Source organism: Nonomuraea aridisoli, assembly GCF_003236395.1.
GTDB lineage: Bacteria > Actinomycetota > Actinomycetes > Streptosporangiales > Streptosporangiaceae > Nonomuraea > Nonomuraea aridisoli.
Genome location: NZ_POUD01000041.1, coordinates 24,214 through 45,087 on the forward strand (window position 1 = coordinate 24,214; position 20,874 = coordinate 45,087).

Here is a 20,874-nt window from a genome sequence, read left to right on the forward strand (position 1 = left end):
CTGTATTGGAACAGTCCCGGGGTACGAGGGAGGGGCCGGCGATGCCGAAACAGGTGGATCACCGCGGACGCCGCGAAGCGATCGCCCGCGCGCTGTGGCGGGTGGTGGAGCAGCGCGGTGTCACACAGCTGACGATGCGCGTGGTGGCGCAGGAGGCGGGCATGTCACTCGGGCAGTTGCAGCACTATTTCGCCTCCCGGGCCGCCATGCTCTCCTTCGCCATGGACTTCGCGTCCGAGCAGACCTCGCTGCGCGTCAGCCAGGGCCTCGAGAAGCTCGGTGACCGTCCGCACCCCCGTGACGTGCTGCGACTGACGCTCGCGGAAATGCTCCCCCTGCATGCCGACGCCCGCGCGACCAGCCGGATGAGCGCCGCCTACGTCCTGGAGGCGCTGCACGACGAGGCCGTGCACGAGCAGGCGCGCCGCGGCCTCGTCCAAGGGCGGGCCCTCGTCGAGCAGCTGGTCCGCCAGGCGATCGCCGACGGGCACATCGACTCCGGCCGTGACCCGGCGACCGAGACCAACCTGCTCCTCGCCCTCACCGGCTTCACCACCCTGATCGAACTCGACGTGATCGAGCCCCAGGACGTGCTCGCCGCGATCGACGTGCAGCTGGACCGGCTGTTCAGGAGTACGTGACCTGTCCCGGACACGGGGGCAGGTGGGGACAAGATCAGCTCTGGTCCGGCCGCTCCCCGGCCTGGTGCCATCTGACCGGCCACCTCTACCTCGGCACCGCGCCCGGCAACGACCGTCCCCTCTACGCCCTGAGCGTCCGCGCCGACGCCCGCCGTACCGAGCCCCATGCACCGTGGCGGTCAACCACCGACTGACCCTCACCCAACTCCGTGTTCGCGCGACCTCCTGATCGGTTCCCTGAACCGACGCTCAGCTGATGACAACCGAGGAACAGCTGGCCCAGGCGTTGCGTACCATCGCCGATCGAGCCGAGAACCAGGATGTACTGCCCGGCGTGATGGCCAAGCGGCGGCGCCGGAGGCGCCGGAAGGCGCAGGGAGCGCTCACGGCGGTCTGCGCGGTGGCTCTCGGATGGGGCGCGATGGTCGCCTGGCCTGCACCGCAAGTCATTGTGGACACGGCTGAGCCAAGGCCGGCGCAGCCGGAGGGAAACGCGGTCGAACGGGTGTGGCCGCAGGCGGTGTTCACCATGCCGGCGCGCTCCAGGCCGCTGGCGGCGATCAGCGTCACAGCGGTGCTGGTCTGGGGCGAGCGAGGAACGTTCGAGGTCTACGACGCCGCTTCCAAGGGTTCACGAACCGTCGCTGCTCTCGGGCAGGCGCCGCAGCATCTGGCCGTCGACCGTGAGCGGGTGGTCTGGCTCGTCGACGGGCAAGCCTGGGTCGCTCAGGCCGCCGGCGTCACCCGCGTCTTCTCCGAGAAGATCTCCACCCGCGCCACCACCCGCCCCGAACTCGACAAGGCCGTCGCCCTGGCCCGCGAGCTCCGCTCGGCCGGGGTCGCGGTCACCCTCGTGGTGCACGAGCACAAACGGCTCGGCCGCGGCCTCGACCTGGCCGCCCTGGCCGAGCAGCTGCGCGCCGCCAGCATCGGCCTGGAATTCCTCACCGGCGAGCTGCAGGGCTCGCACGACCCGTCCGGGGTGGTGTTCACCGTGCTCGCCGCGCTGTCCGGGATGGAGCGCGAGTACATTCGCGACCGCACCCTGGAAGGCCACGAATCGGCGCGCGCTCGCGGCAAGACCATCGGCGGCGCCGCTGTGACCGACGAGGCCATGTTGTCCATGGCCCTGCACCTGCGCGAGCAGAACCTCAGCCTGCGCGACATCGCGGCGAGGCTCGTCATCACCAAGGGCAAGAAGAAGGGCCGGCCCCCGTTCCCGGCCACCGTCCTACGCATGCTGCGCGACCACGACGCCGGCGCTGCAGCGGCGCCTGCTGCGGGCTGACCGGCCTCGCCCGCTTGCCTTACCGGCCTCCCTGTAGTCCCGGGGAAATTTTGGTCGGATTTCGCTGACCTGCACTGATGTCGTTCCTCGGGACGGGAGGTCGCTGTTCGCTTACGGTGTGGGCCATGAGCGATGAGAGGCCGGAGTTCAGGTATGGCCAGGGCCGGCGGCCGCTGTGGAGCGAGCGGGATCGCGACGCCGCCAGCGGGATGGTCAGCGGGGGCGGCGGCGCTGGACGGGGTCGGCTTCGGCGGTGATGCGGGCGGAGGTCTCCTCGCCCAGGTGGACGTAGCGGCCGAGGCTGGCCAGGTGCTGGTGGCGGAACTGGGCCTGCAGTTCGGGCGCGGTGCGTCCGGCTTCGGCCAGATGCTGGAGCGCGCTGTGGCGAAGCTGGTGCGGGGTCCAGCCCTGCCGATGCGGGTCGAACTCGGCTGAGGCGATCTTGAACAGATATTCGGCGCGCGGGTAGGACAGGCGGCCTCGTCCGGTGTCGGGACAGAGAACACCGGCCCGCGGGTGCGGCCGGTCAGCAGGCGAGGCAGTAGCCGAGCTGTTGGGGTGGCCCAGTGCACGTATTCGATGGCGCCGCCCTTGGAGACGACGCGGGCGCGGCGGAACTCCAGGTCGAGGTCCTCGACGTTGAGGGTGAGGAGTTCCTCTGCTCTGGCGGCCGGTGTCGTACAGCAGCCGCCACAGCAGGCGTTCGCGCAGGGCGTGCTTGGGGTCGGTGAACAGGCTGTCCAGGCGGGCGGCGGGGATGGCGCGGTCGCCGCGGCGCGTGGCCTTGCGGCGCTCCAGCCGCCGGGCGGGGTTGGTGGCCAGCAGGTCCTGGCGCTGGGCCCAGGTGGTGAAGGAGACCAGCGCGGACAGGTGGCGGTTCCAGGTGGCGGCTGGCCGCTGCCCGCATCAGCGCAGGTCAGCGAAATCCGACCAAGATTTCCCCGGGACTACAGGGAGGCCCTCCAGCCGCCTACAACCACTGAATCTACCCGCAGGTGCCTACCTTGACGTGATTCGAGTTCTTGTTGGCCACGCGAGTGCCATTCTTGTAAGCACTAATTCGAGTGTAGAACTCATAGCAGGAACGTGCCTCCAGGTTCCCGGCGAACACATCCGGAGCGCTCCACGTCGCGGAGCCCTGGTTGGTGCGACAAGCCATCGTGTAGTCCGAGTAGCCGCTCGAGTTCTTTTTTCCCATGATTACCACACAAACGTTGGTATAGTCGCCGTTGTTCGTCATGCTGCCTGACCCCTTGATGTACCGCCCATCGACGATGGTGTAGCCAATGTCGATGACGGAACCTGCGGCTTGTGCTGGGGCGGCGCCTAAGACGCCGCTGGCTACAATTCCCGCCGCACCAATAACTGCGGTAACCTTCTTGAGATGTTTCACTTGCTACTCTCCTATAACTGAAGGGGTGTTGGGGGTTGCGTCTCGGCACCTTGCCGCGCTGGCGCCGTGAGTGCTCGTCGCTGGGACCAACCTGACCTCCTCATCGACGTGACCGCCTCGGCGGTCAACCGCGCGGACGTCCTGCAACGTCAGGGCTTCTACGAGATTCAGCTTGGCCCGAGATCCTTCGGCTCTTATGGCCGGCAGTCCGCTACTGTCCGCAATACATTCGAGTACTTAGTAGTAGTGCCCGAGGTGTGCTTCCAGACGGCCTTCGCACGCCAATCCCGCCAATCCATCATGGTGTCCGCCCTGCAAGGAAGATCCTTGAAGGAGTACGACTTCTGAGAAGGCGTGACGATCCCTGATATCGTGACACGAGTTTGACTCACGTCACTCCAGCCGCCAAGCGCAATCTTTGTCTGGAGTACAATTTCGGCTGACTGGATCGCGCGGTTCGGGCAGCTGGTATAGCTCGCCGACCCCTTGATGTATGCGCCATCCTTGATTGTGTACCCGATGTCCATCTTGGTACCGCTACTGCAGTTGATGGCCGCACTAGCTGGCTGGACCTGCCCTACGATCGCAATCCCAAGCGAAAGGGCAAGTACGCCTAGGTGAGCAACGGTCTTCCGCACAGATAATCCTTCCCTGATTGCGAAACTTCGTGTAACGCGGCTGTTGCAATGTGGATTTCCCGGCACTCTTCAGCCGTCGCGTTGTTCCGATACTTTTCGGCACCCTTGTGCCGTTCCGATGCGCAGTGATTCGGGTGTAAGACTCTCAGCACACCCAGCCGTCCGGATCAGGCAGGCACTAGTCTGCTGCTGGGGCACTCCAGGCGATTTCCATGGTGGGAACGGTACGGCTGGTTACCCTCAAAGGGGCCCCGTTGCACCTCATAGAATTATGTTCCTCCGCTATTCGGAGGTATGGACGTGACTCAGGTTTCGGGGAAGCTACTCGCACGGAACGGTGATCGAGTTCGAGCGCAACTCCGTCTTTCCGCCGTCTGAATGGTAGAAGACCACGAAAGTGTCGTATTTGCTCGTGATCCTCGGGTTTTGGCAAATACGATCCTTGGGTGAAAAGGACCGGCTCGATGGTGTAGCAATGCCCTTGATCTCAACCTCTGTGGCAAACAGCCGGCCACCGTTTCTGCGTATCCAAATCTCGGCCCGGGATATCGGCCGATCCGGGCAGCTTGTGTAGCTGGCCGAACCTTTGATGTATCCGCCGGAAAGGATGGTGTACCCAATGTCTGTCTGGGTGCCGTTGGTGCAACTGGCGGCTGCCTGTGCTGGCGTCGACGGTGCTAGAAAGAGCGCCGTTGCCAGGCTGCCGATGGCAGCTGCCGACTTGATCCGCGTCAGTCTCATATGATCCCTACTTTTGGTAGCCAGAAGAGTCACGGCAGGTGACCTCGGACGTCGGTGGTCTTTTCGGCGCAGCGGTCGGTGGCGATGATGATGCCGTCCAAGCTGAGATGGATGAGCCCGGCGTCGGTGGCGTTTCCGGTCCGTGCACTAAGCATGCAACCTTCGAGTTGCCGTTAGGGTTGGCAAAGCATTGGCAGCGGCCGTTAGGAGTATGGCTATGCGGTTCCGGGTGCTCGGTCCAGTCGAGGTGCACGCTGATGATGGCCGGGTGCTGAGCCTGGTGCGCCGGCAGGAGCGTTGTCTGCTGGGAATCCTGCTGCTGGAGGCGGGCCGGGTGGTGTCGGTCGAGCGGCTGTGCAGCCTGCTGTGGCAGGACGACCCGCCCGAGCGGGCGCGTCAGTTTCTGCGCAGCATGGCCTCGCGGATACGCGCGCTGCTGGCCGAGGCCGGCGAGGCGGAGCCCGCAGTGACGTTGGTATCCGACCGGGGCGGCTACCGGCTGATGGTGTCTCCGGACATGGTCGATGTGCACCAGTTCCGTCGCCTGCTCGAGATCGCGGCCGCCACCCCCGAGTTGAGTGAGCGGGATCAGATGCTACGAGAGGCGCTCGCCCTGTGGGCCGGTCCGGCGCTGCACAATGCCGCCGGCGAGCAACTGCGGCAGCGGATCTGCGCCGATCTGGACGAGCTGCGCTTATACGCCGTCGAGGAATCCGTGGCGGTCGGCCTGGAACTGGGCCGCCATCACGAACTCATCCCCGAGCTTGCACGACTGACCGGCGAACACCCGCTCAGGGAACGCCTAGTCGGCGGCTACATGCTCGCCCTGCACCGGGACGGACGCGCCGGTGACGCGCTGGAGGCATACGCCCGGACGCGTGACCGGATGGCCGACCAGCTCGGTCTAGACCCCGGTCCTGCCTTACGCGAGCTGCACCAGGCGATTCTCCGTGACGAGGTTGACCTTCCGCCACCAGCGACATCATCGCACCCTTCTCCACACTCCACGCCCGGCGTGCCAGCGCAGTTGCCTGCCGACGTGCCGGGCTTCATCGGCCGCGAAGCTGAACTAGCCCAGCTCGATGATCTTCTCGATGAGGAGAGCACATCGCTGACGGTTACCGGGACGCTCGCCGCCGGATCGCCGGCGGTGGTGATCTCGGCCGTGTCGGGTACCGCCGGTGTGGGCAAAACCGCCCTGGCGATTCGATTCGGGCACCGGGTGCGTCCCCGGTTCCCTGATGGGCAGTTGTATGTCAACCTGCGCGGCTACGACCCCGATCAGCCGATGACCGCAGGCGACGCGCTGACCCGGTTCCTTAGCGTCCTGGGCGTGCCCGAAGCGGAGATTCCCCTGGAGGTGGACGAGCGATCGACCCTCTACCGCAGCAAGATCGCCGATCGGCGTATGTTCATCCTGCTGGACAACGCCTCCTCGGTCGAGCAAGTCCGCCCGCTGCTGCCCGGCACCGGGACGTGCGCGGTCGTGGTGACCAGTCGCGACAGCCTCGCCGGGCTGATCGCGACACACGGCGCCCGCCGTGTCGAACTCGACCTGCTTACGCAGGACGAGGCGGTTGCCCTGCTGCGCACCCTGATCGGCCCGCGGGCCGACACCGATCCCGACGCCGTCGCGACTCTCGCCCAGCAGTGCGTCCGTCTGCCGCTGGCTCTGAGGGTCGCCGCCGAACTGGCCGTCTCCCGTCCCCTGACCCGCTTGGCCGAGCTCGTCGCCGAACTGGCCGACCTCCAGTGGCGGCTGGACCTGCTGGACGCCGGTGGTGATCCTCGCGCGGCCGTGGCCACGGTCTTCTCCTGGTCCGTGCGGCACCTCTCCGCCGAGACCGCTCGCGTGTTCCGGCTGCTCGGCCTGCATCCCGGATCCGGCTTCGACACCTACAACGCCGCCGCGCTGGCCGGCAGCTCGTTGCCGGAGGCGCGCCGCGCCCTGGACACGCTCGCCCGTGCCAACCTCGTGCACCATGCCGGCGCCGGCCGGTACGGCATGCACGACCTGCTACGCACCTACGCCGCCGACCTGAGCGCGGCCTGTGACGGGGACGGACAGCGCGGGGCCGCGCTGGAGCGGCTGTTCGACTACTATCTGGCCACCTCCGCGGCCGCCATGGACACGCTGTACCCGGCCGAAATCCACCGCAGGCCCCGGATCCCCGCGCCCGCGACCCCCGTCCCGGACCTGGCCGACCCGGGCGCCGCCCGCGGCTGGCTGGAGGCCGAACAGCCAACCCTGATCGCGGTGGCCGCCCACACCGCCGCCCATGGCTGGCCCAGCCACACCAGCCGGCTGTCCACCACCCTGTTCCGTTACTTCGAAGCCGGCCACAACATCGACGCACTGACCATCCACCGGCACGCCCTGGATGCCACCCGGCAGGCCGGAGACAAGGCCGGACAGGCACACGCACTCCACGGCCTCGGAAGTACCTACCTGAAGTCCGGGCGCTACGAACAGGCCACCGATCACCTCGAACCGGCTTTGGATCTCTTCCGCCAGGTCGGCGACCCCATCGGTGAAGCGCGCGCCCTGAACAACCTCGGTGGTGCGGAGGACAGCCGGGGCCGCTACAGCCGAGCCACCGAATACTGCCGTCAAGCCCTCGAGCTTTACCGGCGTACCGGCGATCATCTCGGCGAGTCCCGCGCGCTGGTCAAACTCGGCGCGGTCGAGATGCGCCAAGGACACTACGGCGAGGCCACCCACCACCTCCGGCAAGCCCTTCTTCTGGGCCGGCAGACCGGCGACCGTCTCAGCGAAGCCGACGCACTCGACATACTCGGGTGCGTCGAGCATCGGCAGCGCAGCTACGACCGAGCGGTTGACCACCACCGGCAAGCCGTGGACCTGTACCGGGATACCGGCGACCGGACCGGTGAGGGCATAGCGCTGGCCAACCTCGGCGTCAACTACCTGGGCCTGGGAAAACACGACGATGCCCTCGGGTTCCTCCAGCAGGCTCACACCTTGTTCCTTGAGGACGGCGACCACGAAGGACAGGGCATAGCGCTCAACGGCCTCGGCGAAGCCGCGTACGCCGCCGGGCACCACGCCGACGCCGTCACCCACCACAGCGCCGCCCTCACCATCGCCGACGACAACGGCGCCGTGGATGAGCAGGCCCGCGCCCACGCCGGCCTTGGCCAGGCCCATCAAGCCCTGGGCGACCCCACTCGCGCCCGCCATCACTACGAGCAGGCAATCACGCGCTACGCCGATCTCGACGTGCCCGACGCCGACCATGTACGAGGACATCTCGCCGCCCTAGATCACGTGAGCACCAGCCGGCCGTAACGGGGCCGTGGTCATATCCGGCCGGGAATTCTCGATAGGCCCAGGGCCTCAGGTCGGCGAGGGGTGCCGGGGTGGTAGAGGTCCCGGTAGCAATCGCGGAACATCCAACGAACCCATCGCTGACCTGCGCTTATGGTGCAAGAGGGAGCCCCGAGCGGTTTGTCGTCAGTGGATCGCTTTGTCCCGGCGTCATCTGTGAGAATGACTCACTCTGGTTGAGTCCCGGGCGTGCTCGCCAGCGCTGCCGGCCTGGCTCCGGCCACCGACAAACCTTGTCGACCATTAGCGGATCGGGGTGGAGACTTGGAAAGTCTTCACCCCGATCGGGATGCAACCCGAACGTCCGCCGTCTCTACCGCGCCTGTCGAAAAGCCCATCGTCCCAACGCCCTGGCTCTGTGCCTGCTCGTCCCATGACCCATGGGCCATCTGCGAGAAGGGCACCGCACCTTGCCCTGGAGCGGCAGGCGCCGTCCACGTGGGACGGGGTGGCGCCCACCGAGGGTGGAGAGGCGTCACTGAAGGTGGAGAAACGCGCTCGACGCCCGATCAGCGCATTTTGGGGAAGGCGGCGCGCAGTGCGGAGCCGCGGGTGATGAACGCGACCCGGATGACGGGCAGCATGCAGACGACCTGCATCACGGCGTACCAAAGCGGGCAAATCCCCGGGATCAGGTCGACGCCGGTGATCGCGATCGGCATGATGACGGTGAGGGCGTTCACGCGCTCGAAGGCCCGGCGAGATCCCCGGGAAGCGGAGACGGTCATCCGGTAGATCAGCACGGCGACCGCAGGCAGCAGGGCTGCCCGGACCCACATGAACGTGTTCACCATATGACCGCTGCTCGACACCACGATGACCGCCAGGAGGGCGATGGCGCTGAGTGCGCCGTAAACCTTGATGCTGTTCTTCGCCGTGTCGAAGGCCCCTTGGATGCGGGGGTTGTTGGATTCCATGCTCAGCGACGCTACGAAGCGCTTGGCCGAGGCGGTATCGGTCCAGGCACACGGGAGGGTGGGGCCAGCCCCACTCCTTGGCCGGCCAGGGCAGTGGCGTGCTCCGCGCGGTGCACAGTGGAAGCACCGAACCGACAGGCGAAGGAAGAGGCATGCGGCAGTTGGGTATCTGGGCGGGGCGCGTCGGCGTGGGGTTCGTGCGGTCGTGCGTGGTGGCGGTCGTCACCATGCTGGTCCCGGCCGTGTGGGCCGTGGCCGTGGCGTGGGCCATCTGGTGGGGTGCGGGGAATCCATGGTCGTGGCTGGGGCCGTTCGTGCTGGTGTGCGTGGGCACCCTCGGTCTGTCCCGACCGGTCTGCCGGCTGGTCCGCGTCCTGGTGGCGAGGTGGACGGGCACCTTCATCCCCGCCGGCTACCGGGAGGCCGGGCCGGTGGTGCGGATGTCCACCGGGTACTGGTGGAACGGCTTCTCCTACGAGCGCAGCCGCCGCGACGCCGTCCTGGATCAAAAATGGCGGGTCCGGTGGAAGGATCCCGCCGTCTGGCGTGACGTGCGGTTCACCGGGATCGCGCCGTTCGCCGCGGGCGTGGTGGCGTCCGTTCCGCCGGCTGGAGTGGTCGCGGCGGTCCTCGGGCTTGGCCAGGGGGTACTCGCCGCGCGCCTCTTCGGGGTACTCGGCTTGGTCGTGGCCATCGCCACAGCCCCGTACGCCTGGCGGCTGCTCGTGCCAGTGGCTGTCCGCTTCCTGCGCCCGTCGCGCGCGATGGCGATGACCGAGCGGGTGGAGGAACTGACCGCCCAGCGCGCGGACGCGACGGTCGCGCAGGCCGCCGAGATCCGCCGGATCGAACGGGACCTGCACGACGGGGCGCAGGCCCGCCTGGTCGCGCTCGGACTCGCGTTGGCGACCGCGGAGAAACTGATGGAGACCGACCCCGACCAGGCGAAGGCGCTGATGCGGGAAGCGCGGGGCGGTGCCGCCGCCTCGCTGACCGAGCTTCGCGAACTGGTCAGGGGGATCAGCCCGCCGGTGCTGAACGAGCGGGGGCTCGTCGACGCCGTCCGCGCCCTGGCTTTGGACGTCCCCCTCGACGTGGCCGTCAGCGCCGACGTCGGCCTGCGCCTGGACCCGCCGATCGAGGCCGCCGTCTATTTCGGCGTCGCCGAGCTGCTGACCAACGCGGTCAAACACGCCCAGGCGTCCCGGGCGCGTATCTCCCTCGCCCGGGACGACGCCGGCCTCATCGTCGAGGTCGAGGACGATGGGCGGGGCGGTGCCAATGTGCGCGCCGACGGCGGACTCGCCGGTCTGCGCCGCCGCCTTGCGGTCTTCGACGGCACCCTGGAGATCAGCAGCCCGCCGGGCGGTCCGACCCGTGTGAGAATGGCACTGCCATGCGACTCGTTGTAGCCGAAGACCTTTACCTCCTGCGCGAGGGGATGGTCCGCCTGATCGAAGCGTACGGGCACCAGGTGGTGGCCACGGCGGCCACGGGCCCCGAGACGCTGGAGGCGCTACGGAGATGGCGCCCGGATGTGTCCGTCATCGACGTCCGCATGCCGCCGAACCAGTCCGACGAGGGCCTGCGCGCGGCCCTCGCCGCCCGTGCCGAGATGCCCGGGCTGCCGGTCCTCATCCTCTCCCAGCACGTGGAGCAGCTGTACGCCCGGGAGCTGCTGGCCGACGGCTCCGGCGGTGTCGGCTACCTGCTGAAGGACAGCGTGTTCGACGCCGACCAGTTCATCGGCGCCCTGGAGCGCGTCGCGGACGGCGGGACCGCCATGGACCCGGCCGTCATCGCCAAGCTGCTGTCCAGCAGCTCCCCAAGCCGCGGACTCGAGCGGCTCACCGAACGCGAGCACGCCGTGCTGGCTCTCATGGCCGAAGGACTGTCCAACCAGGCCATCGGCCGCCGCCTTTTCCTCAGCGACAGCGCCATCAGTAAGTACACGACCTCCATGTTCGGCAAGTTGGGCATCGTCGACGACGAAGACAGTAACCGCCGCGTGCGCGCCGTCCTGGCCTATCTGAACAACGCTTGACCGGGCGCCTGGCACGTTCACCGGCCCCACTCATACCCGCCGATCACGGCCCCAGCCACGGCCCCGCCCTCGCTGTCGTCGGCATCCAGGCCGTCGCGCTGGACTGGTTCTTGGCCACCCGCCGCCCGGCCAGGCGGCGGCGAAATCGTTACGCTGGCGCTGACCTCAAGGGCAGGCCCGCCGGCCACGGTTGTCCGGAAAGGGATCTCTTCGATACTGGCAGGCCATACTGGCGGAGCTGACGGACCGGATCGAAAGCATGGTGATCAACAATCCGGCGCGGCAGCGGCCCGCGAAAGCGGAGCGGCGGCCACGATCATGGTTCTTCCAGGTCGAGGGTGTCAGGGGTTGATCAGGTGGTGCCTGACTCGTTCACCAGGTTTGGGACGTGCGCGAGGTCGCCGACGGGCTGGAGGTGACCATCCGCACCTCCAAGACCGACAAGGACTCCACCGGCGAGATCATCGCCATCCCGCGCGGCACCCATCCGCTCACCGATCCGGTCGCCGCCTGGCGCGACTGGCTTCATTGCTCGACCAGGCCGGACACACTTCTGACAGGCTGCTGCGCCGAATCAACCGGCACGGCACCGTCGGTTCCTCCCTGGGCGCCGACGCGGTCAACGTCATCGTCCGCGACCTGGCCGTCCGCGCCGGCGTGCCCAGTGCGGAGACCATCACCGCGCACAGCCTGCGCGCGGGCGGCGCCACCGTCGCCTACGCCGCCGGCGTCCCGGTCGCCGTCATCGCCAAGCACGGCCGCTGGGCCCCGGCCTCACCCGTGGTCTTGCGCTACATCCGGGCCGTGGACCGCTGGCGCGACAACGCCATGCGTAACGTGGGGCTCTGACCGGTCAAAAGGCGACTACCGAGGCCAGAAGGCCACACGGCGTCGCCCAGTCTCAGCGCTGGTCGTCCGCGTGGAAACGCTCGCGCAGCAGGTAACGCTCCGGGGGCAACTGGGAATCTGCAACGAGATGTCAGCGGCTGGACCAGGACACTCTGCAGTCGGTGTCAGTGAATCTGCACGAGGTGTCAGTAGGGTCCACGCTGGTGGACAGGTCGATCACTGGTTCATGCTGGGTAACGAGGCCGCTGGTCAGCCCTACGCCGCAACGCATCACCCGGTACCGGTCCGGGAGAGTAGGGGTGCTGGAAGAGGTCGTCGGGGATGGTGCGTCACGGGCGGGTTCGCGCGTGGGTCCCGTCTGCGCCGGCCTCCTCACGCCGGCCCGGTGCTGCGTCCGCGCGTCCGTCGCCAGTGACATCGGAGAAGATGCCGTGGGTGCCGAGGTAGGGGCCGTGCGTGCAGTCTTTGTTCGGCAGGAACGCCGGGACACGCACCATCTTCATTGCCCAGACCCGTTCGGCCGCCGGTTCCGGATCCCTCTCGCCCGCGTAGTCCAGGCCCAGTGAGATCGAGTCATCGACCCGGAATCAGACGGAGCCCGAGTCCCGGCCCGGCGCCGGCCTGGTGGGATCGGGCACGATGGGGGACTCGGTCAGGCCGACCCTGTCGACGACGCCGAACGTGGTCTGCGTCGTCCTTCCGGACTTCGTCACGAGGGTGTCGATCGTCGGGTCAGCGATGCCCGAGGAGCCGATGAGCTCTCCGCTGGCGATGTTAGCCAGGGCAAGCTCGGTGGCGTTGATTGCTTAGCGGCGTAGTACCCCCTCCAGCTTGCCTTCAACGCCGTCCTCGGCGACCAGGATGGTGTTGATGTGCAGGGTCGCCTTCTTGGGGGTGAAGCCGGGGGAGGCGCGCCCGGGGTGGTCCGCGGATCCCGCTGTGCGGTGCGGGTCTGACGGGAGCCTTGCCGATTCCCGGATATGGCACAACCGAATTAAATGCCTGTCGAGTTGTTGGTGCCGTTTCGTCCATCGGCAGCGGCCAGGGCGGTGATGCGAGCGCCGAGATCATCGCCGACCTCGCCGCCGAACTCGAGCAACTCCCTGGCGTCGTGGCCGGCCTGGCCGCCGCCCCGCCCCCGAGCAAGGCCGCGAAGTCCGAGCCGCCACCACGACCGTGGTCCTGGCTGCGCATGTCCCACGTCGATAAGGCCGATCGGCTTGCCGAGCTCGGCGACCGGCTGATGCAGGTGCTGTGCGCCTGGCCACCGCCCAGCGCGCCATCCTGCCATGCTGGATGCGCCACTGGGACGTCATCGAGGAGCTCTCCATGCTCTACTGCTGCTGGCGGACGGCCTACCTGTGGGAGGAGGCCACCGCCGGAGCTAACGCAATGAAGTGAGACGCCGCCAGCAGATGAGTGCGCACGCCAGCTTGAGGAAGGCCTCGTGGATGTCGGCGCGGACTTCCCAGCGGATGTGTAAGCGCCGGAAGGCGTGCAGCAGGGCGAAGGTCTGCTCGACGACCCGGCGTTGTTTGCCCAGGCCGGAGCCCGTGCTCGGTGCCGCGGCGGGCGATCAGCGGGCGGATCCGCAACTCTCGGACCAGGCGGCGGTACTTGTCGTGGTCGTAGCCGCGGTCGGCGAGCACCGCGTCGGGACGCTGGCGGGGTCGGCCGCGCTTGCCGCGCACCTTCGGGATGGCCTTCAGCAGCGGGCGCAGCTGCGTGACGTCGTTGCGGTTGGCACCGGTCAGGATCACCGCGAGCGGAATGCCGGTGGCCTCGGTGATCAGGTGATGCTTGCTGCCGGCCCGCCCTCGATCGACCGGGGACGGGCCGGTCTGCGGCCCCCTTTTAGCGCTCTGATCTGCGAGGAGTCCACTGCAGCTCGGGAGAAGTCGAGGGCGTCGGCTGCCCTCAGCCGATCGAGCAGCACCTCATGCAGCCGCTGCCACACGCCGGAGGCGTTCCACTCGGCCAGCCGCCGCCAGCACGTCATGCCCGAGCCGTAGCCGAGTTCCTGCGGCAGGTGCTCCCAGGCGATCCCGGTGTGCAGCACGAACAAGATGCCCTGCAACGCCAGCCGGTCATCCAGCCGTTTGCGTCCCGGATGCCGGAACCGGCGCTGACGCTGCGGCACAAGCGGCTCGATCACCGCCCGCAGTTCGTCACTGACCTCCCACGGCTTCAGCTTGGCCACCCGTGCCCCTCCCGCTCGGCTACAGCGAGAGATCAAAGCACAACAAAGATCATTCCGTTAGGCGCTCTTATGCATGGCATCCCGTTCTACCCGAGGACGCCCGGCGTCTGACAACCGCAAATGCCGGCCCCCGGTTTACGAAAGGCCTTCGGGACCACGGCCATCCCTCCTGCGACCGCCTTCCGTGTCAGGGGAGAGCAATCGTCCCACATCGGCTCGCTGGCTGGCGGCGCTCAAGTTGGCGGGGGCACGTACACGCGCCACCTCTTGCCCTTGACCAGACCCAGGTCGAGCGGGGTCCAGGTGGTGAGGAAGGGGGCGGGGGGCCGCTGTGTCGTGGTGAGCACGCCGACCCATTCACGCCGGCCGAGAGCGGCCGTGATGGAGGACGGCACGGACACGGTTCCGCCGTAGTGGCGGTAGACGCCGTGGGCGGCGCAGCCGGTGAGGTAGCCGATCTGCAGGGCGTCGCGGCCGTACAGGAAGCACGGCGGGCGCATGCCCGCCCGTTTGAGCCGGGCGGCGACGGCGGGCGCGGCAGCGCGGGCGGCGTAGACGTCGCCGCCCTCCACTACCAAGGTCCTGACCTGCACGGCGAAGTAGCCGAGCAGGCCGATGAAAGCGAGCACCGCGCCGGCCCGCCGCCGGCACAGCCGGGTGACACCCGCCGCGACGGGCAGTGCGAGCAGGGCGTAGGCGGGCAGCAGGAAACGCGGGGCGGCGTAGCCGACGGTGAACAGGTAGGAGACGGCGAGCGACAGGCCGCAGGCCAGGGCCGCCACGACGGCGCGCCGCCGGGCCGCGGCCACGCCGAGCGCCGCGAGCACCGGCACGGCCGCGAACCAGGCGGCCTGCGTGAGCGGCACTCCTCCGCAGTCGGTGCCGAAGCGGCACAGCAGGGGGCCGTTCAGGGCGCGTAGGTGGTCGGGCAGGCTGAAGTGCAGGCCGGTGGCGTTCTCGGCGCCCGCCGCGTGCAGGCGCGCCAGCGGCCCGCCGAACGTCCACAGCGCCTCGGCCAGCCACTCCCCCCAGCCGATCGCGAGTCCGGCCGCCGTGGCCAGCAGCGGGCGCGGGCGCCGGCGCGCGATCCCGTACGCGAGCAGGGGCAGCGCCAGCCAGGTCGCGTCCATCGGGCGCAGCAGCGACGCCAGCGCGAAAGCCGCCACCACCCCGGCCGTCGCCGCGCGTGGCTGGGGCCGGGTCTCGGCCAGGCAGGCCAGGCCGACGCCGGCGACGCCGCTGTAGGCGACCCACATGTTGGGCATGGCCGCGTTGGCGTAGAGCAGCGACAACCACAGGCCGGCGAACAGGGCGGCGGCGAGCGGCGCCACCACCCCGGTCCGCAGCCGGAGCCACGGCAGGTAGGCCAGGAACAGCGCCAGGCCCGACAGCAGGCTGAGATAGACGCGGATGGCGGTCACCGACGGGGTGAGCACAGCGATGGGGGCCGCGAGCAGCTGGACTCCGCGGGCGCGGGGCGCGGTGTACTCGGCGGCGGGAACGCCGCGGGCCACCTGGCTGAGGTACACACTCTCGTCCCAGCCGAGCCCGATCCTGACAGTCAGCGCCAGCTGAAGCGCCGTGTAGCCGCCCGCCACGAGCGCCAGCGCCAGGTGCGCGCGGTGCGCGCCGATCCACGCCCGCGCGCGCCCGGCCGTGACTTCGTCCATGCCTGACACGCTACGGAGGGTGACATCAGAGGTTGTTCAGGTCACGGTTGGTGTCGCGCATTCCTTACGACCTGCGGCCGGCTGGGGGGCGCACTGCAGGTCTGTCGCCAGCGCCCGCGTCCGGAACCTTCGCGTACAGCTCCTTGGCTGCGCTGGAGCGACAAGGACGGCGACTACACCGTTCTCGAACAGAAGGGCGCCCACCAGACGCCGTTCAAGCTCGGCAACACCGCCGAGCATGGTCTGGTGTTCACCTTCACCGGCGCCGACGCCACCAATGCGACGGTCGAGGGTGTCCTGTCCGGAGTCGAGCCGCCGGTCGACGCATGGTTCCACCTGGCCGGCGTGTACGACGCGGCCACCCGGACGGCCACCTTGTACCTGAACGGGGTACAGGCCGGGACAGCGCAGTTGTCCTTCCCCTCCTGGAACGTTCAGGCCCCGCTATGGATCGGGGCGGCGATGGCAGGGAGCCTACCCAGGGTGCGGCTGCAACTGGTGCCTTCAGTTACGACCGCATCAACCTGCAAACATGCCAGGTCAGCGGAAGCGAAACCGGGTATGGCGAGTATGATGCGCGTATCCGCGAGCTGCCGTACAACTCCTGCTGGTCCTCCTACATGCAAGTGAACGACTACGTAGAGGATGAGTCAACCGGCACATGGTTCAAAGCTGGTTGTAAAAGCGCGTTCAAGAATCCTGTCCTCAAATGGGGCTGCAAGCAGATGGGTGAGGCGTTCGATGAAGACCTCGCCCTCCGCTTCCGGGCCACAGTAGTCATCCACAGCTATCTCGGAGATGCGACCGGGACCGGTGTGGTGGGTGGAGAATCCGGCATCAAGCCGACGGACATGAAGATGTTCATCCAGCTCGATGATTTCGCACTTATCGATGAAAATGGGTGGGCGGTAAAGCCTGGCAGCCAATTGAGCGGTATGCCCATTACAACGAGGCTATACATCCCGAAGGGCTGCACAACTAGCGACGGAGAGAAAAAGAAGGATATCTCCACCTGGCAATCCAGCTCGTACGATATCTTCAAGCTTCAAGCGAATATCGCTAGTTCGAGCGTACGCACCTGCGCGCTCCACCCGGAAGTCGTGTTTTATACCGACTCTGGCCTGCAGTGGTTGCGCCTGCCCCTCTTCAGCCAGAACGTCATTGACGTCAGGAGCGAGTGGGTCGGCGTCGCACGCGAGGGTGACGGTGTGCCCGTGGGCTGGAAGCGGTGGATGCCCCACTTCCGCTGCGACAAGCTCGCATTCGGCGCCACTAACTCGCAGGTTGAGGACCGAGCCGGCGGCTGTATCAATACCAGGTCGAAACCCGTGTTCTTCATGTCCACGGAGAGCGGCGCGAGACATCCAGAGGTGGCCCAGCACATCAAGGACTCCCTCAACCCCGCAACAAACAAGAGGACTAATCCCCCTAAACGCGAAGGGCAGCTCGAGGTTCCGAACCCGCCGATCAAAGATGTCCTCGGCACTAAGCTGCCCAAAAGCATCCCAGGCAACTGGGCGGCTCCTGCCGGTAGCGATGCAGGCAAACCGTTGCACAGAACTACCAGCGCCGACGACAACAAAGCCAACCGGCTTGTGTTCTCGAGACGTTCATTCACCGAGCCCGGAACAGGGAAAGTAGGCCGGATGACAAGGCGTCCAACTATTGCAAGTACTACGATTGGGAAAAATACATCGCCCCTAAGGTCCGCTGGCAGGACCTGAACTGCGATGATATTCACAGGACTTTACTGTTACTCTGTCCACGCCAGTGGACTTGACAGGCGTCGGGTATCAGTCGGTCTTCAACTCATATGCTGCGAGGTCCCAGAAGGACTTAAACCGAATAGCGCCGGCTAGCCATGGTGCGAGATACCAGGCTTCCCACTCACTTCGGAGGTTCTGACGTGGGGATTGAGGAGGGCGACCCCGTCATCCCAGTATCCGATCAGAAGGGTGTCCGGCACATACTCCCTTCTAAAGTGGCCGGATTCCTGCTCGGGCCCATACACAAGGTAGAGCTCGTCGGGCACACTCCACGAGTCCGCCTTAGGTCCTGACCAGATCTCGGCCTCCAAAGGATCGACCTCACGAAGCCAGCCGACCTCTTCAGTGCGCAGCAAGCAGCATTCATCGTCGCTACCCCACCCGTTAGCGAACAGAAGGAACTGCCTGTAACTCGGCGGCAACTCCAGGCCCACCCGCTCTTCAAGCTGGGTCACCTCTGCCTCGGTAGCCGGAGGATACAGCTCGCCGAGTGGACTGATCGCTGAGTATCGAGAACTGTCGGTCGCCGGATGCCTTGCAGGGAAATGTCCAGACCATGCGTATTGGGCACTCATGGTGAAGAAGATATCCCGCTTGAGTGACTGCTGCACCTGCAGTGCTATGGCCGTGACAGTTCGAGGTGTGAACCAGCGGTTACCTCACGTCGATGACGATCACGGTGATGTTGTTGGGCCACCACCCTCCAGCGTGAGAAAGACCAGACGCTCGGCCGCATCCTCCGCCGGCTTTGCTGGGTCCAGGGTGTCCCGTTTTGCGCCGGCAGGCACCACGCCGCTGAGTCAAGAACGGCAAGGCCATCGGCGGCGCCACCGTCACCGACCCGGTCATGTTGTCCATGACGCTGCATCTGTGCGATCAGGACCTACTGTCCCTCCAGGGTCGGCAACCCGGGCACGGCCACGAACTCCTCGGGAGTCCTCCGCACCGGGCCACGGGTTGCGCCGCCAGGCGTACATAAGCGCGGTGACACGCTGGACGGGCTCCTGCTGGTCGCTCGGCAGGCTCCACACGCTCGGCCGCGAGGGCACGGTAGCGGGACCACCGCGAGCCAGCAGCGAGGGGCCCCAGAACAGCGGTGCCCCGGGACGCGTGAAGTCAGAGACGATCCCGGGGCTTATGCCGTCCACGCTAGCAGCCGCGACTGGCGGAGGAGCTGAAGGCTGGGCGGTGTTAGTGACGCAGAACAACGGCAGACAAAACGCAGTGCGTTGGCAACGAGCGGCGCAGATCTGTGACCGTGCGGCCCGACCGTGCCCACTCCTCGAGGTGTGATCGCCTGGACGATCAGGGAAGTTCGAATTGCCCTCCACACGAACAACCTCATGGTGGCCGCGTCCTGGAGGCGACTGACGAAACCGGCCCGGGCATAGCTGCTTCCGGCGAGGAAAGCCTTACCGGTGGGCACTGGTCAGGGGGCGAAACATCCATGAACTCGTTCGGGACCAGAGGGCAACGCGGCCGCTGTCATAAAGTCCGCGCCTGGCAGGCTCGGGTGTCTACCATCGCCGCCCCAGCTCAAAGGCAGAATTGCACCGTTGCGGCTGTCAAAGATCTGCGTAGCTCAGCGTTTCCGCTGACATCCCGGCTGCGCGTCACATGGCCAGCTTAGCGGTCTACCTGCGAACTGACCCCCGATGCAGATTCCTACTGACTGTCCTGTCTCAAATGAGTTGGCGTGAGACCTGGTCGCTGACCTGCGGCGCGCCAACTGATTTGAGACAACATGAATGTGAATGTCTCAACGATCATGGCGCGTCTGGCTGAATGTCTCAAATCAGTTGGCGTGTGATCATGGAATGGGGCTGAGGAACCAGATATCCATCCCCCGCGAGACTGCCTGGCGGGCTTCTTGGTATTGAACGCCCGGCCCGCCGCGCGCAACTCCGTCAGAGACCCGCACGCCTCGACGTCCCTGTCGGGTCAGAAGTAGGCGCCGGGAATGGCAGCGCCGAGGATCGGACGGCGAAGGTGTTGTGGGGTGAGCATGACGCCGGTGATCCGGCTGGCGAGTGCCAGGGCCGCCGGGATGGGATTGTCGATGCTGTCGTCGGCGGCCGGATCGATGCCCAGCTCACGGAGGTGACGATTGAGCCGGTCGGGATCCGTGCCCTGCCTGTCTATGGGAAACCTTGGGTTGATGTCGGTAATGAGCTGGCCGTCGACGGCATAGGTGACCTGGTGCTGGGCGTAGTCATGCCGGTGCACCGCCAGGGCCTCCCCGCCGTCGCGCGACAGGGCGCCCAAGACCTCCAGTTGCAGGCCGCGCCAGCCGCAGTCCTCAATCGCGATGGTCCACTCCCCGATACGCACCACGGTGATGATCCAAGATCCTTCCGGATAGGTGCGGTCCCCATCTTCGATCATGCGGATGTCCTCGTCCGCGGCGCCGAGCCGGCGCAGCACCTCGTGCTCGTCGAGTCCGCGGACGAAGACGATCGTGTAGATGTCCCCGAGTTCGCTGTCCTGCCACTCATAATCCTCCGGCGACGCGCCGGGGGTTCTCGCGGTGGCGCGGACCATCTCGAACGTTCTCGCCTGCTCAAGGATCTCGGGATGGGCAGCGAAGAAGGCCTCGGTGATTTCTGGAGCTTCCGGTCCACGCTCACTGACCAGGTAGCCGTTCGCTCTCGCCCAGTCCTGGATTTGAGTGCGGCCGAGCTTGGGCGCCCGGTAGGTGACGCGGAGGGGGGTGAAGTCGGCATCGGACATGATCAGAAACTTACCGACGCGTTCGACGTTCGTCTGCTGCTCCAGCTCGTGAACGTCTCATGGCAGGTCGGCCCGGGGGGGTAGTCCTCTCCCAGACCGGGGAACCAGGCGTCCTTCTTGGTCGCGGTCTTCGCTTGCCGGAGGAGCATCGTGGCGTTCTTGCGCTCGTTCTCGATCCAGAGGTAGAGGGGATCGCGCCGCCACTCGTTCCAGTCCTCCCCAATCCTGCCGTAGCCGCGGGCGACGGTCCGTCGGATCTCCGCTAAGAGAGCCGGCTCGACGTCACCGGCGCCATGGCCGCATCCGGCCGGCCCGGGTCTCCAGGTAGCGCCGCCACGTCGCCGGTCTCCACGCGCCCGCCTGATGCGCCCGCCTGATCAAGAGCCTCGGACAGGCGGGTGAGGAGCGCGGTCGCTCACGCCCGCCCTTCGGCGGTCTCGATGTGGAAGACGTCGGTCAGCTACGGAAACGACGGTAGCCGTGCTGCCCGGCTTTCCGGGCGGGAAGCACGGCTACCAGTGCGGGTGTTTCAGCCGACGGTGACGGTGGCGGGTTGGGTGGACAGCAGGGTCTGGGTCCAGCCGCCGGTGTCGACGGTGCCTTGTCCGGCCACGTCGGCGCCGTTGCCGTCGTGGGGGTTGCCGTCGA

Annotated in this window: 19 protein-coding genes and 1 pseudogene; 10 read left to right on the top strand and 10 right to left on the bottom strand. The window is 67.1% G+C overall.

What is annotated here, in order from left to right:
- Positions 1 to 41: 41 nt before the first annotated feature.
- The 3 genes from C1J01_RS12830 (at position 42) to C1J01_RS12835 (ending at position 1,929) form a co-directional block, all read left to right on the top strand.
- Positions 42 to 641 carry a TetR/AcrR family transcriptional regulator gene (locus tag C1J01_RS12830; RefSeq protein ID WP_111179171.1) on the top strand — a complete coding sequence of 200 codons (600 nt, stop codon included), beginning with the start codon at positions 42 to 44 and terminating at the stop codon, positions 639 to 641.
- Complete coding sequence (locus tag C1J01_RS49080) at positions 638 to 835, top strand: hypothetical protein (RefSeq protein WP_146615575.1); 198 nt, start codon at positions 638 to 640, stop codon at positions 833 to 835. The genes C1J01_RS12830 and C1J01_RS49080 overlap by 4 nt, the downstream gene beginning before the upstream one ends.
- Positions 836 to 897: 62 nt before the next feature.
- Positions 898 to 1,929 (top strand): recombinase family protein, encoded by a 1,032-nt coding sequence (locus tag C1J01_RS12835; RefSeq protein WP_235854405.1) that lies wholly within the window; start codon positions 898 to 900, stop codon positions 1,927 to 1,929.
- Between the two features lie 213 nt (positions 1,930 to 2,142).
- Here the strand turns inward: C1J01_RS12835 and C1J01_RS53725 are convergent, their stop codons facing one another.
- The 4 genes from C1J01_RS53725 to C1J01_RS53030 form a co-directional block, all read right to left on the bottom strand.
- Positions 2,143 to 2,799: a tyrosine-type recombinase/integrase gene (locus C1J01_RS53725; RefSeq protein ID WP_220039886.1), complete on the bottom strand. Its 657-nt coding sequence runs from the start codon at positions 2,797 to 2,799 to the stop codon at positions 2,143 to 2,145.
- Between the two features lie 115 nt (positions 2,800 to 2,914).
- Positions 2,915 to 3,322, bottom strand: a complete 408-nt coding sequence (locus C1J01_RS49085; protein ID WP_146615576.1) for a hypothetical protein — start codon at positions 3,320 to 3,322, stop codon at positions 2,915 to 2,917.
- A gap of 959 nt (positions 3,323 to 4,281) precedes the next feature.
- Entirely contained in the window at positions 4,282 to 4,701 is a 420-nt protein-coding gene (locus C1J01_RS49090; protein ID WP_146615577.1) for a hypothetical protein, read from the bottom strand.
- A 29-nt stretch (positions 4,702 to 4,730) separates the two neighbouring features.
- Positions 4,731 to 4,856: a hypothetical protein gene (locus C1J01_RS53030; RefSeq protein ID WP_268958661.1), complete on the bottom strand. Its 126-nt coding sequence runs from the start codon at positions 4,854 to 4,856 to the stop codon at positions 4,731 to 4,733.
- A 62-nt stretch (positions 4,857 to 4,918) separates the two neighbouring features.
- Here C1J01_RS53030 and C1J01_RS12850 point away from each other — a divergent pair, with 62 nt between their 5' ends.
- Complete coding sequence (locus C1J01_RS12850; RefSeq protein WP_111179173.1) at positions 4,919 to 8,011, top strand: AfsR/SARP family transcriptional regulator; 3,093 nt, start codon at positions 4,919 to 4,921, stop codon at positions 8,009 to 8,011.
- Between the two features lie 548 nt (positions 8,012 to 8,559).
- Here C1J01_RS12850 and C1J01_RS12855 read toward each other — a convergent pair.
- Positions 8,560 to 8,967, bottom strand: coding sequence for a hypothetical protein (locus C1J01_RS12855; protein ID WP_111179174.1), 408 nt, complete (start codon positions 8,965 to 8,967; stop codon positions 8,560 to 8,562).
- Positions 8,968 to 9,119: 152 nt separating this feature from the next.
- Between C1J01_RS12855 and C1J01_RS12860 the strand changes: the two genes are divergently transcribed.
- The 3 genes from C1J01_RS12860 (at position 9,120) to C1J01_RS12870 (ending at position 11,860) form a co-directional block, all read left to right on the top strand.
- Positions 9,120 to 10,379: a sensor histidine kinase gene (locus C1J01_RS12860; protein WP_111179175.1), complete on the top strand. Its 1,260-nt coding sequence runs from the start codon at positions 9,120 to 9,122 to the stop codon at positions 10,377 to 10,379.
- Positions 10,364 to 11,011: a response regulator transcription factor gene (locus C1J01_RS12865; RefSeq protein ID WP_111179176.1), complete on the top strand. Its 648-nt coding sequence runs from the start codon at positions 10,364 to 10,366 to the stop codon at positions 11,009 to 11,011. The genes C1J01_RS12860 and C1J01_RS12865 overlap by 16 nt, the downstream gene beginning before the upstream one ends.
- A gap of 528 nt (positions 11,012 to 11,539) precedes the next feature.
- Positions 11,540 to 11,860, top strand: coding sequence for a site-specific integrase (locus tag C1J01_RS12870; RefSeq protein WP_220039883.1), 321 nt, complete (start codon positions 11,540 to 11,542; stop codon positions 11,858 to 11,860).
- A 587-nt stretch (positions 11,861 to 12,447) separates the two neighbouring features.
- Here the strand turns inward: C1J01_RS12870 and C1J01_RS53035 are convergent.
- The gene (locus C1J01_RS53035; RefSeq protein ID WP_268958662.1) at positions 12,448 to 12,573 is read right to left on the bottom strand and encodes a hypothetical protein; all 126 of its coding nucleotides are present in this window, start codon (positions 12,571 to 12,573) and stop codon (positions 12,448 to 12,450) included.
- A 541-nt stretch (positions 12,574 to 13,114) separates the two neighbouring features.
- On the opposite strand from C1J01_RS53035, the gene C1J01_RS49795 reads away from it, so the two are divergent.
- Complete coding sequence (locus C1J01_RS49795; RefSeq protein WP_181448726.1) at positions 13,115 to 13,261, top strand: hypothetical protein; 147 nt, start codon at positions 13,115 to 13,117, stop codon at positions 13,259 to 13,261.
- Here C1J01_RS49795 and C1J01_RS12880 read toward each other — a convergent pair.
- Together C1J01_RS12880 and C1J01_RS12885 are read right to left on the bottom strand one after the other, a co-directional pair.
- A pseudogene (locus tag C1J01_RS12880) lies at positions 13,245 to 14,051 on the bottom strand (IS5 family transposase). The gene C1J01_RS49795 and the pseudogene C1J01_RS12880 sit on opposite strands and share 17 nt — an antisense overlap.
- A gap of 242 nt (positions 14,052 to 14,293) precedes the next feature.
- Positions 14,294 to 15,730, bottom strand: a complete 1,437-nt coding sequence (locus C1J01_RS12885) for a hypothetical protein (RefSeq protein ID WP_111179178.1) — start codon at positions 15,728 to 15,730, stop codon at positions 14,294 to 14,296.
- Positions 15,731 to 15,877: 147 nt separating this feature from the next.
- On the opposite strand from C1J01_RS12885, the gene C1J01_RS53730 reads away from it, so the two are divergent.
- Positions 15,878 to 16,360, top strand: a complete 483-nt coding sequence (locus C1J01_RS53730) for a LamG-like jellyroll fold domain-containing protein (RefSeq protein ID WP_369122757.1) — start codon at positions 15,878 to 15,880, stop codon at positions 16,358 to 16,360.
- Positions 16,357 to 17,454 (top strand): hypothetical protein, encoded by a 1,098-nt coding sequence (locus tag C1J01_RS49095; RefSeq protein ID WP_146615578.1) that lies wholly within the window; start codon positions 16,357 to 16,359, stop codon positions 17,452 to 17,454. Before C1J01_RS53730 ends, C1J01_RS49095 begins: the two co-directional genes overlap by 4 nt.
- Positions 17,455 to 17,585: 131 nt before the next feature.
- Here C1J01_RS49095 and C1J01_RS12895 read toward each other — a convergent pair whose 3' ends face one another.
- Complete coding sequence (locus tag C1J01_RS12895; RefSeq protein WP_220039884.1) at positions 17,586 to 18,107, bottom strand: SMI1/KNR4 family protein; 522 nt, start codon at positions 18,105 to 18,107, stop codon at positions 17,586 to 17,588.
- A 1,330-nt stretch (positions 18,108 to 19,437) separates the two neighbouring features.
- Positions 19,438 to 20,226: a DUF6461 domain-containing protein gene (locus C1J01_RS12900; protein ID WP_111179180.1), complete on the bottom strand. Its 789-nt coding sequence runs from the start codon at positions 20,224 to 20,226 to the stop codon at positions 19,438 to 19,440.
- Positions 20,227 to 20,874 lie beyond the last annotated feature (648 nt).